13 protein-coding genes are annotated in these 10,754 nt (G+C 70.5%); 7 read left to right on the forward strand and 6 right to left on the reverse strand.

What is annotated here, in order from left to right:
* Positions 1 to 139 precede the first annotated feature (139 nt).
* From QPJ90_RS00365 to QPJ90_RS00385, 5 genes are all read left to right on the forward strand, one after another.
* Entirely contained in the window at positions 140 to 1,459 is a 1,320-nt protein-coding gene (locus tag QPJ90_RS00365) for a CBS domain-containing protein (protein ID WP_290132495.1), read from the forward strand.
* A gap of 34 nt (positions 1,460 to 1,493) precedes the next feature.
* On the forward strand, positions 1,494 to 1,991 hold the full coding sequence (locus QPJ90_RS00370) for a DUF1003 domain-containing protein (RefSeq protein ID WP_290134277.1): 498 nt from the start codon (positions 1,494 to 1,496) through the stop codon (positions 1,989 to 1,991).
* Positions 1,984 to 3,144 carry a P-loop NTPase gene (locus QPJ90_RS00375; protein ID WP_290132496.1) on the forward strand — a complete coding sequence of 387 codons (1,161 nt, stop codon included), beginning with the start codon at positions 1,984 to 1,986 and terminating at the stop codon, positions 3,142 to 3,144. The genes QPJ90_RS00370 and QPJ90_RS00375 overlap by 8 nt, the downstream gene beginning before the upstream one ends.
* Positions 3,145 to 3,187: 43 nt before the next feature.
* Positions 3,188 to 4,036 carry a class I SAM-dependent methyltransferase gene (locus QPJ90_RS00380; RefSeq protein ID WP_290132497.1) on the forward strand — a complete coding sequence of 283 codons (849 nt, stop codon included), beginning with the start codon at positions 3,188 to 3,190 and terminating at the stop codon, positions 4,034 to 4,036.
* A gap of 154 nt (positions 4,037 to 4,190) precedes the next feature.
* The gene (locus tag QPJ90_RS00385) at positions 4,191 to 5,492 is read left to right on the forward strand and encodes a carbohydrate-binding protein (protein ID WP_290132498.1); all 1,302 of its coding nucleotides are present in this window, start codon (positions 4,191 to 4,193) and stop codon (positions 5,490 to 5,492) included.
* 94 nt (positions 5,493 to 5,586) lie between these two features.
* Here QPJ90_RS00385 and QPJ90_RS00390 read toward each other — a convergent pair whose 3' ends face one another.
* On the reverse strand, positions 5,587 to 5,955 hold the full coding sequence (locus tag QPJ90_RS00390; RefSeq protein ID WP_290132499.1) for a Sec-independent protein translocase TatB: 369 nt from the start codon (positions 5,953 to 5,955) through the stop codon (positions 5,587 to 5,589).
* Between the two features lie 64 nt (positions 5,956 to 6,019).
* On the opposite strand from QPJ90_RS00390, the gene QPJ90_RS00395 reads away from it, so the two are divergent.
* The gene (locus QPJ90_RS00395) at positions 6,020 to 6,652 is read left to right on the forward strand and encodes a class I SAM-dependent methyltransferase (protein WP_290132500.1); all 633 of its coding nucleotides are present in this window, start codon (positions 6,020 to 6,022) and stop codon (positions 6,650 to 6,652) included.
* Between the two features lie 51 nt (positions 6,653 to 6,703).
* Here QPJ90_RS00395 and QPJ90_RS00400 read toward each other — a convergent pair whose 3' ends face one another.
* Positions 6,704 to 7,441 carry an AAA family ATPase gene (locus QPJ90_RS00400; RefSeq protein WP_290132501.1) on the reverse strand — a complete coding sequence of 246 codons (738 nt, stop codon included), beginning with the start codon at positions 7,439 to 7,441 and terminating at the stop codon, positions 6,704 to 6,706.
* A 170-nt stretch (positions 7,442 to 7,611) separates the two neighbouring features.
* Positions 7,612 to 7,782, reverse strand: a complete 171-nt coding sequence (locus tag QPJ90_RS00405; protein ID WP_017887054.1) for a DUF3117 domain-containing protein — start codon at positions 7,780 to 7,782, stop codon at positions 7,612 to 7,614.
* Positions 7,783 to 7,909: 127 nt separating this feature from the next.
* On the opposite strand from QPJ90_RS00405, the gene QPJ90_RS00410 reads away from it, so the two are divergent.
* Positions 7,910 to 9,064 (forward strand): AI-2E family transporter, encoded by a 1,155-nt coding sequence (locus tag QPJ90_RS00410; RefSeq protein ID WP_290132502.1) that lies wholly within the window; start codon positions 7,910 to 7,912, stop codon positions 9,062 to 9,064.
* Here QPJ90_RS00410 and QPJ90_RS00415 read toward each other — a convergent pair.
* The 3 genes from QPJ90_RS00415 to QPJ90_RS00425 all read right to left on the reverse strand — a co-directional run bounded on the left by QPJ90_RS00415 (position 9,061) and on the right by QPJ90_RS00425 (position 10,691).
* Complete coding sequence (locus QPJ90_RS00415) at positions 9,061 to 9,600, reverse strand: glyoxalase superfamily protein (protein WP_290132503.1); 540 nt, start codon at positions 9,598 to 9,600, stop codon at positions 9,061 to 9,063. The two genes, QPJ90_RS00410 and QPJ90_RS00415, sit on opposite strands and share 4 nt — an antisense overlap.
* Before the next feature lie 237 nt (positions 9,601 to 9,837).
* On the reverse strand, positions 9,838 to 10,287 hold the full coding sequence (locus QPJ90_RS00420) for a DUF4279 domain-containing protein (RefSeq protein ID WP_290132504.1): 450 nt from the start codon (positions 10,285 to 10,287) through the stop codon (positions 9,838 to 9,840).
* A gap of 98 nt (positions 10,288 to 10,385) precedes the next feature.
* Entirely contained in the window at positions 10,386 to 10,691 is a 306-nt protein-coding gene (locus tag QPJ90_RS00425) for a hypothetical protein (RefSeq protein ID WP_290132505.1), read from the reverse strand.
* Positions 10,692 to 10,754: the final 63 nt, after the last annotated feature.

Below are 10,754 nucleotides of genomic sequence, written 5' to 3' on the forward strand. Positions count from 1 at the left end.
CCACCGGACACCTTGCAATCGCACGTGCGCTCCCAGGGAAGCCGCCGACCGGGCTCGTACCCGGGGGCGGCCGGTCCGATCGGTGAGCCCGCACAGGTGCGGCGGCGTCGGCGCAGGACCGAACGGCTACGCTGGTCGGGTGAGCGCCACGAAGGTCTTCGTCGCCCGCCTCGCCGGGTGCTCCGTCTTCGACCCCGCGGGCGACCGCGTGGGCCGCGTCCGGGACGTCCTGGTCGTCTACAGACGCGTCGACTCCCCGCGCGTCGTGGGGCTGATCGTCGAGGTCCCCGGCAAGCGCCGCATCTTCGTGTCCGTCGGCCGCATCACGTCGATCGGTGCCGGCCAGGTCATCACCACCGGCCTCGTGAACATGCGCCGCTTCGAGCAGCGCGGCGGCGAGGTCCGCGTGATCGCGGAGATGCTCGGCCGCAAGGTGCTCATCAAGAACCAACGCATCCGGGCGACGATCGAGGACGTCGCGATCGAGGACCGCGGGCAGGGCGACTGGGAGGTGTCGCAGCTCTTCCTCCGCAAGCCGAAGACGACGCCGTCCCCGTTCGGCAAGGGCCCGACGACGTTCGCGACCTGGAACGAGGTCACCGAGGACGAACTCCCCGGCGAGGCACAGTCCGCCGAGCACGTCATCGCCGCCTACTCCGACCTGCTGCCGGCCGACCTCGCGTCGACGCTGCTCGACCTGCCCGAGGAGCGCCGGTTCGAGGTCGCCGAGGAACTCCCGGACGACCGGCTCGCCGACGTCCTCGAGGAGATGCCCGACCAGGAGCGCATCGAGATCCTGAGCCGCCTCGAGGACGCCCGCGCCGCCGACGTGCTCGACCAGATGCAGCCGGACGACGCCGCCGACGTGCTCGCGCAGTTCCCGGACGACCGCTCCGAGGCCCTCCTCCAGCTCATGGAGCCGGAGGAGGCGCAGGACGTCCGCATGCTCCTCGAGTACGAGCCCGACACGGCCGGTGGTCTCATGACGACCGAGCCCGTGATCGTCTCGGCCGACGCGACGGTGGCCGAGGGGCTCGCGCTCGTCCGACGCCACGAGCTCGCACCGGCCCTCGGCGCGAGCGTCTGTGTCGTGCTCCCGCCGTACGAGCCGCCGACCGGTCGCTTCCTCGGGCTCGTGCACTTCCAGCGGATGCTCCGCTACCCGCCGAACGAGCGGCTCGGCACGCTCATCGACCAGCAGACCGAACCGGTCCGGGTCGACGCCAGCGCCGCGGAGGTCACGCGGATCATGGCGACCTACAACCTGCTGTCCGTCCCCGTGGTCGACGACGCCCACCGTCTCGTCGGGGTGGTGACGATCGACGACGTCCTCGACCACGTCCTGCCCGACGACTGGCGAAGTCAGGGTGAGGGAGAACCCTCACCCCTGCCTCGCCAACGCTCGCGCAAGACGCCCGTGACCACGGGAAGGAGGACCACCAGTGGCCCGAACGGATGACACCCGCCAGGAGCGCCTCGACTCCCCGAAGGGCATGCGCACCCGTGTGCTCCCGACCCGCCGTCGCGGTCGGGGCGACACGTTCGGTCGCGCCACCGAGGGCATCGCACGGGCCATGGGCACGCCGTGGTTCCTCGTCGGCCTGACCCTCTTCTGTGCGGTCTGGATGATCTACAACACGGTGGCGCCGAAGCCGTGGCAGTTCGACTCGGCGGCGATCGGCTTCACCGCTCTCACCCTCGTGCTCTCGCTGCAGGCCTCGTACGCGGCTCCGCTCATCCTGCTCGCGCAGAACCGGCAGGACGACCGTGACCGCGTGCAGTTCGAGCAGGACCGACAGCGCGCGGAGCGGAACCTCGCCGACACCGAGTACCTCGCCCGCGAGGTCGTCGCGCTGCGCCTCGCGATGCGGGACATGGCGTCGAAGGACTTCATCCGCGCCGAGATCCGGTCGCTGCTCGAGGAGCTCGACCGGCGAGACGCGGACTCCGCCGGCTTCGCCGACGAGCCCGGCACCGCGGCCCGTGGCTGACCCCGGCCGATCCGACGAGCAGCTGGGCGGCGCGGTCCTCGCGGCGCTCGCCCGCGTCGTGGACCCCGAGATCCGCCGGCCCGTCACGGAGCTCGACATGATCCGTGGTGTCGACGTCCAGCCGGGAGGCACGGTGCGCGTCGACCTGCAGCTCACGATCACGGGGTGCCCGGCCGCCGACACGATCGAGCGCGACGTCCGTGCGGCCGCCGGTTCCGTGGACGGCGTGACCGCGGTCGACGTGGACGTCTCCGTCATGTCCCCGGCGACCCGGGCCGCCCTCTCCGAGCGGCTCCGTGCCGGTCGCCCGCGCGGCGTGCAGTTCACGCCGGACTCGTTGACGCGGGTGATCGCGGTGACGAGCGGGAAGGGCGGCGTCGGCAAGTCCACCGTCACGGCGAACCTCGCCGTCGCGCTCGCAGCCCGCGGACAGCGGGTGGGCATCGTCGACGTCGACGTGCACGGCTTCAGCATCCCCGGACTCATGGGCCTCACCGACGCCGCTGGCGTGGCCCCGAGACCGACCCGGGTCGACAGCATGATCCTGCCGCCGGTCGCCCACGACGTGAAGGTCGTCTCGATCGGCATGTTCGTCGACGACGTCTCCACCGCGGTGTCCTGGCGGGGGCCGATGCTGCACCGGACGGTGTCGCAGTTCCTCACCGACGTCTTCTTCGGCGACCTCGATGTGCTGCTCCTCGACCTCCCGCCCGGCACCGGCGACGTGGCGATCTCGGTCGGCCAGCTGCTCCCCCACGCCGAGGTCCTGGTCGTGACCACGCCCCAGGCGGCTGCCGCGGACGTGGCCGAGCGCAGCGGGGTCGTGGCACGGCAGACCGGGCAGCGGGTGATCGGCGTCGTCGAGAACATGGCTGGGCTCGTCCAGCCCGATGGCTCGGTCCTGCACCTCTTCGGCGAGGGCGGCGGCGCCGAGACCGCCGCTCGGCTGTCGCGCGGGCAGGACACCCCGGTGCCGGTCCTCGGCAGCGTGCCGCTGTCGGTGCCGCTCCGGGAGGGCGGGGACGCCGGGGTGCCGGTCGTGACCGGCGCGCCGGACGATCCGGCAGCGGTGGCCCTCGGAGCCATCGCGGACCGGGTGACGACGATGGGCCGTGGCCTCGCGGGGCGGAAGCTCGGGCTGTCCGTCGGCTGACGGTCGCCGAGGGTCGGACCGTCCGCTCGGTAGGGTCGAGTCCATGAGCACTGATCACGTCAGCGTCGACTGGGACCAGGCCCGCGACACGAACCGCGCGAACTGGGACGACCGTGTCCCGATCCACGAGGGCGCCTACGACATCGACGCGCTGAGCGACCCCGACCACCGTTCCGGCGTCGTCCGCGAGGACCTGCCCGTCCTCGCCCGTTGGCTCCCCGGGGACTCCCTCGACGGGCTCGACCTCTGCCACCTGCAATGCCACATCGGTACGGACACGGTGTCGCTGGCGCGCGAGGGTGCTCGGGTCACCGGCGTCGACTTCTCCCCTGCCGCCCTGGCCTCCGCCCGTGCCCTGGCCGACCGCCTCGGCGTCGAGGCCACCTGGGTCGAGACGGACGTCCTCGACGCCCGGGCCGCGGTCACCGGCGACTTCGACGTCGTGTACACGAGCATCGGGACGATCTGCTGGCTCGACGACCTCGACCGCTGGGCCGCCCAGGTCGCGGCGCTCCTCCGTCCGGGAGGGGTGTTCTTCATCCGCGACGGCCACCCGGCGCTGTACGCCCTGGACGAGGACGCCGACGAGCTCGTCTCACGGCACCGGTACTTCGCCGACGGGACGGCCCAGCAGTGGGACGACGCCGGAACGTACGCGGGCGACGGGACGGTCGCGAACACCCGCACGTACGAGTGGCCGCACCCGCTGTCCGAGATCGTGAACGCGCTCCTCGGAACCGGACTCCGACTGCGCTTCCTGGACGAGGGCCGGACACTCCCGTGGCGGTTCAGCGCGCGCATGGAGGAGACCGGGGACGGGAACTTCGCGTGGCCGGGCGCGGATCGGGACCGCATCCCCGCGACCTTCACGATCGTCGCGACGAAGGACTGAACCTCCGGCTGTACGTCCTTTCATGGACAGGTCGTTCCACACGGGTGCATTGTGCAGGGGTATTCCACAATGCTCCTGCGGAATCGGGTCCGCAGGAGCTCCACCCCGCTCGGCAACGTCGCCGGGCCGAGGACAGGAGAACCGTGTGATCAACATGACCAGGACCAGGATCGGGATCGTCGCGGCGGTCGCGGCCGCGTTGGCGGGCGGGGCCGTCGCCGCGGCTCCGGCCACGGCGGCCACGCCGACGTGCGCGACCGCGTGGAGCGCGGGCACCGCGTACTCGGGCGGCGCCACCGTCAGTGAGAACGGCGCGAACTACACCGCGAACTGGTGGACGCAGGGCGACGAGCCGGCGACCCACTCGGGCGCGACGGGCAGCGGGCAGCCGTGGACGTCGACGGGCGCGTGCAGCGGCACGAGCACGGGCGGCGGGACCGGTGGCGGCACCGGGACCGGCGGCGGCACCGGGACCGGCGGCAGCACCGGGACCGGCGGCAGCACCGGGACCGCGAGCGGCCTCGTGTTCAGCCCGTACAAGGACGTCACGGTGAACCTCGACTGGAACACGAACGTCATGAACACGGCGGTCACCGGGACGCGCATCCCCGTCGTCGGCTCGTCGAACAGCTTCGTCTCCACCCGCGAACCGGGCCTGAAGGCGATCACCCTCGCCTTCGCCACCGGCACCTGCGGCAGCGAGAACTGGGGCGGGGTCGCCGCGGATGCGTTCGCGAGCGCCAACATCCCGAAGCTCGACGCCGCGGGGGTGAACTACATCGTGAGCACCGGCGGGGCTGCGGGCTCGTTCACGTGCTCGGGGACGGCACTGCAGTCGTTCATCGCCCGGTACGCGACCTCCCACATGATCGGCGTCGACTTCGACATCGAGAGCGGGCAGTCCGTCGCCGACGTGCAGAACCTCGTGGACGCCGCGGCGCTCGCGCAGTCGAAGTACCCGGGCATGCGGTTCTCGTTCACCCTCGCGACCCTCGCCGCGTCCGACGGGTCGTACGGCGGCCTGAACAGCACCGGTGACGCCGTGGTCAAGGCCATCAAGGCGTCGAGCCTGACGCACTACACGGTCAACCTCATGACGATGGACTTCGGCCGCGCGACCGCTGCGAACTGCGTGCTCTCGGGTTCGACCTGCGAGATGGGGCAGTCGGCGATCCAGGCCGTCACCAACCTCGAGCACACCTACGGCATCGCCCCGTCGAAGATCGAGGTCACCCCGATGCTCGGCGTGAACGACGCCTCCGACGAGGTCTTCACCCTCGCCGACGTCGACACGCTGACGTCCTACGCGAAGGCGAACGGCCTCGCCGGCGTCCACGTGTGGTCGCTCGACCGGGACACCCCGTGCTCCTCGACCACGGCGATGGCGACGTGCAGTTCGGTCCCGAGCGCACCGGCACTGGCGTGGACCGACCGGTTCCTCGCGGACCTGAAGTAGACGCGACCCGTCAACGGACTGGAGGCGCGGTGCCAGCTGGCACCGCGCCTCCGGTCCGTCTTCCGGTCACCTGACGGGCCGTCAGCCCGCGCGATCAGGTGGCTTCGTCGTCGAAGGGCGCGGCCTCGCCCGCGGCGAGCGGCACCACGGGCGCCGTCGCCCGCACCTTCGACGCGGTGACCTGCGCGGTCTCGACCGCGGCCACGCTGCCCCCGCTGTCGAGGAGGGCGTCGCGGATGATGCGCCGCGGGTCGTACTGCCGCGGATCGAGCTTCTGCCACTCGATGTCGTCGAACTCCGGGCCCATCTCGTCGCGCATCCGCTCCTTCGCGGTGTCGGCGAACCGGCGGACGGCCTTCACGAACTCGGCGAGCTTCGCGGCGTACGTGGGCAAGCGTTGCGGCCCGACGATCAGGACACCGATGATCCCGATGACCAGGAACTTCTCGAAGCCGTCGAACACGGTACGAGCGTAACCCGTCCTCCCCGCGCAACACCCGTAGAGTTGGCACCCGAACGGAGTGTGCGTGTCAGAGAAAGAGTCGAACTGGAAGTTCGCCGAGGACATCGTCGCCGAGCCCGAGACGATCGCCCGCGCGCGTGAACACTCGTTGGAGCTCGGGGTCGAGGCGATCTCCCCTGCCATCGGCGCGCAGGTCAGCGTGATCGCCGCGGCCTCACGGGCGACGAGCATGATCGAGATCGGCACCGGACTCGGCGTCTCCGGGCTGTACCTGCTCGCCGGTGCGCCCGAGGCCACGCTCACCACGATCGACGTCGAGGTGGACCACCAGCAGGCCGCGCGTGACGCGTTCATCGCGGCCGGCACCGCCCCCGCGCGCATCCGGCTCATCCCCGGCCGGGCGAACCAGGTGCTCCCGCGGATGAACGAGGCCTCCTACGACGTCGTGCTCGTCGACGCCGACCCGGAGCACGTGATCGAGTACGTCGAGCACGGGCTGCGGCTCGCGCGGCTCGGCGGGACCGTGCTCGTGCCGCACGCGCTGTGGCGGGGACGTGTCGCGGACCCCGTGAAGCGGGACCGTGCGACGACCGACTTCCGGCTGCTGCTGACCGAGGTGTCGACCTCGGGGGCGGTGCGGAGTGCCTTGTCGCCCGCGGGCGACGGGTTGCTGCAGCTGACGAAGCTCACGGCGTAGCGGCGCGTCTGCGTTCGCCGGGCGGCTCTGCCGTCGGGCGCCCGGGTCCGGTCAGTCGTCGTCGCTGAGGTGACGCAGGTAGCGCTCCGGCGATTCGAGGAACGACCGCTGGTGCCGCACCAGGTCGAGGTCCTCCCACGCCGTCCGACGGAGGCCCCACTCCCCCACCTCGTGGATGGTCGCTCCCGGGAACGCCGCAAGCACGGGTGAGTGCGTCGAGAGGATCACCTGCCCGACGCCGCTCTCGACGATCGACTGCAGCAGCCCGATGAGCGCGAGGCACCCGGAGAACGACAGCGCCGACTCGGGCTCGTCGAGGATCCAGAGCCCGGGCCACCGCGCACGGTCGATCACGAAGTCGAGGAAGGACTCGCCGTGGCTGCGCTCGTGGAACACCGGCTCGGGGCGGCTGAGGTTCGGGTGCTCCTCGAGGTAGGTGAAGAAGCCGTGCATGGTCTCGGCACGCAGGAAGAACCCGCCCCTCGGTGCACCGAAGTCGCGACGGAGGCGGATGTGCTCGCACAGCGTCGACTCGGACGGGCGGGTCGAGTGCTGCGACCCGGTCCCACCACCCTCCGGCCCCATGCCGAACTGGAGCGCGATCGCTTCGACGATCGTGGACTTGCCGACGCCGTTGTCGCCGACGAACACGGTCACGGGGTCGAGGTCGAGGCCCTCGTCGAGCAGCTGCCGGACGGGCGGCAACGTCGCGGGCCAGACGTCACGGGGCATCGGGCCCGGGTCGTTGAACTCCTCGACCCGGGTGATCGGCATGTGGGACCTGCGCACGGGAACATCCTGCCCGGTACCACCGACCGGACGCAGAGCCGTCGGCTGCCGTCGGCCTCGTGCGCGCGGGGATGCGGAGCCGTCGGTCGGCGCCGCCCGCGTCCGCGCCGGGACGCGACGAAGCCCGGAGCGTACGCGCTCCGGGCTTCGTCGTTCAGTGCTTCGACGGACTAGGCCGAGACGACCTCGGCGAGTGCGTCGTGGAGTTCCTTGGCCTCGGCATCGTTGACCGAGACGACCAGGCGGCCTCCACCCTCGAGCGGAACCCGCACGATGATGAGTCGACCCTCCTTAACAGCCTCCATCGGCCCGTCACCGGTCCTCGGCTTCATGGCTGCCATCAGATGTCCCCTTTCGTGCAGTACATGCCTGCCCATTATCCCGTATCGGAGGGGCAACTGCGAAACCGCCCAGGTTGGGGGTCGTGAAACGCGACGTTCTCGCGGTTCTGCTCCCTAACCTATGCGGATGCCGAACATCCGCTCCATGCTCCGCGGAAGCGACCCCGCGCCCACCGACAACGCGGTGCCCGCGGGCATGCGGATCGCGGCGGCGTTCTCGTGGCGTCTGCTCGTCGTCGGCGCGGCCCTGGCCGTGCTGGTCCTGCTCGTGATCCTCCTGCAGGACATCATCGTGCCGTTCCTCATCGCGCTGCTGCTGTGCGCCCTGCTCGTGCCGATGTCGTCGTTCCTGCGCCGCCACCGCTGGCCGAAGTGGGTCGCGATCCTCACCAGCCTGGTGTCGGTCGTCGTGGCGATCGGCGGCCTCGGCCTCATCGTGACGGCGCAGATCCGCTACGACCTGCCCTCGCTCGAGAAGCGCCTGCACGCGAGCATCTCCTCGCTGCAGTCACTGCTCGCCTCGGAGCCGTTCGGCATCACGGCGACGCAGGTCAACAAGTGGATCTCGGACGGCGCGGACTACCTGCAGTCGCACGCATCGTCGATCTTCTCCGGGTTCCTCGCGGCGGGCTCGGGCGCGATCCACGTCTTCGAGGGTCTGTTCATCATCGTCTTCACGACCCTGTTCGTGCTCATCGACGGCCCCCGCATCTGGCAGTGGGTCGTCCGCATCTTCCCCCGACGTGCGCGAGCTCGGCTCGACGTCGCCGGGCACGCCGGTTGGAAGACCCTCACGAGCTTCATCCGCGTGCAGCTCGTCGTCGCGGTCACGGACGCGCTCGGCGTCGTCATCGGCGCGCTCATCCTCCAGATCCCGCTGGCGATCCCGATCGGCGTCATCGTGTTCTTCGGCGCGTTCGTCCCCGTGGTCGGAGCGATCGTCGCGGGCATCGTCGCGGTGGTGATCGCCCTCGTGTTCAACGGCTGGGTGCCGGCGCTCATCATGCTCGGCATCATCGTCCTCGTGCAGCAGCTCGAGAGCCACGTCCTGCACCCGTTCCTCACCGGCAGCGCCGTCAAGGTGCACCCGCTCGGTGTGGTGCTCGGCGTCACCGCGGGCACGACGATCGCCGGTGTCGTCGGGGCGTTCTTCGCGGTACCGTTCATCGCCACCGTCAACGCGATGGTGAACGCCGCCGCCGCGTGGCGCCCGGAGGACGGTGTGCCGCTCTCCGACATCGAGCGCGAAGAGCGGCACGAGACGGCTCCGGAAGCGGACTAGGTCCGGTCCGGGGCCGAGCGCTCCCGGAAGGTCAGACGGTTGCCGAACGGATCCGTGACGAGCATCGTCAGGCCCCAGGCGTTCCCCTCGATGCCCGGGCGGGAGTTCGGGTGCGCCTGGGCGAGCAGCCCGGAGCGGTAGGCCTGGAGGTCCGGCACGGTGATCATGACCCCGGCACCGGGGGTCGCGTCGCCGTGGTGCTCGCTGAGGTGCAGCACGCGACCGTCGAGGGAGACCTCGGCGTACACCGGGAGGTCCGGCTCGAAGCGGTGCTCCCACTGCCACGTGAAGCCGAGGTGGTCGCAGTAGAACGACCGCGCGATGGCGTGGTCGAACACCCGCAGCACCGGGACCACGAGGGGCGCGTCGGGCCCGGCCGCCGGCGCCGGCACCGCGCCCGGTGCGGCCGCTGCCATCGTGTTCCAGTCACGGAACCCCGACGCGTGCGCCGCTGCCTCCAGGACGCGCGAGTGTCCGACGTCCGACACGGACGAGAGTTCGCGGGCGAGCCGCTTGGCTTCTTCGATGGTGATCACGACAGACCTCTCCAGCGATCGTCACCGGGTCCTGCGTTGCCGGGCGTCGCGGACCTGAGGGTGATCAGCAAGGTCGTGACGGTACGTCGCCGGTGTTCACCGTTCGTCGCAGGAGGCAGGCCACCGGAGCCGGGTCCAGTATGCGCTCCCGGCTGCTCCGCGTCGAGCGAATTCCTGGCGCATGGTCGAGGATTCGCCACGCCTGACTCGTCGACGCGCAGCACGGGCCGTCGGAGTTCACCAGGCGTCGTCGGAGATGATGTTCATGTGTTCGGTCGAGACGGCCGTCAGTTCGAGATCGAGCCCCGCAGCAGCCACCTGTCGCAAGGTCTCCACCGGCACGGTGAAGGTGTTCTCCCTGTGGTCGGTGATGAGCGACACGGACAGGGTGATCTCGTAGCCCTCGCCTCGCAGACGCGTGAAGCCATCCGCCGCGTTCCGAGGGAGCAGCCGGAGGATCCACTGCACTCGCCCCCAAGGGTCTTGCCCGTGCTCTGCGCTGATCTCGTCGATGTGGTGGTTGCTGAACAGGTTCCAGATGGAGACGTCGAAGACTCGAGGACCCTCACCCTTGACATCGCCGATCTCGTACTGCTCATCGGGAGTGACACCCAGGAGCTGCGTCACGTGCGTCGACGAGCCACGCTGTCCGTGGATGCTCAACTCCACGCGGATGCTCTTGATCACTCCTGCAACTTCCCTCCCGTGCGGTGACGACAGCGTATCCGCGTGCCCCCTGCCGGTCGCTCGACGCTTCCCTTCCGGACTCGCGGCGCAGAGTTCTCCTACGGAAGCGGCTGCCTTCGTGTCCAGACGGCGACCCACACGTGAGCGAGACCACTGCCAGCAGCGCAGATGAGCGCCCATCCGATGATGCTGCGTCCAGTGGCGATGAAGACGATCCCGAAGGCGGAGATGAGCGCGACCAGGATCGCGCCGAGTACGAGCGTCACCAGGCTGATCACTGGACTGGCGTTCTGCGTGAGCCGCGTGTCCCGTACCCACGTCGGATCCCGCACACGCCACAGGAGGAGCGCGACGGTCCCCACGAGGATCACGATGCTCGCCGCAAGGAGGACCGCTTCAGTCACGACGAGATGGTAGCTCGCGCTCAGCCGTCGGGCGTCGCACCAAGCTCCGCGTTCGCAACCCGC

Origin of the sequence: Curtobacterium sp. 458 (genome assembly GCF_030406605.1) — a bacterium.
In the GTDB taxonomy this organism is placed as follows: domain Bacteria; phylum Actinomycetota; class Actinomycetes; order Actinomycetales; family Microbacteriaceae; genus Curtobacterium.

Bases quoted from the DNA above. Each gene is read 5' to 3' on its own strand.
- QPJ90_RS00370 (WP_290134277.1), top strand. From the start codon at position 1,494: ATGCGCACCCGTGTGCTCCCGACCCGCCGTCGCGGTCGGGGCGACACG.
- QPJ90_RS00410 (WP_290132502.1), top strand. From the start codon at position 7,910: ATGCCGAACATCCGCTCCATGCTCCGCGGAAGCGACCCCGCGCCCACC.
- QPJ90_RS00405 (WP_017887054.1), bottom strand. From the start codon at position 7,782: ATGGCAGCCATGAAGCCGAGGACCGGTGACGGGCCGATGGAGGCTGTT.
- QPJ90_RS00385 (WP_290132498.1), top strand. From the start codon at position 4,191: ATGACCAGGACCAGGATCGGGATCGTCGCGGCGGTCGCGGCCGCGTTG.
- QPJ90_RS00380 (WP_290132497.1), top strand. From the start codon at position 3,188: ATGAGCACTGATCACGTCAGCGTCGACTGGGACCAGGCCCGCGACACG.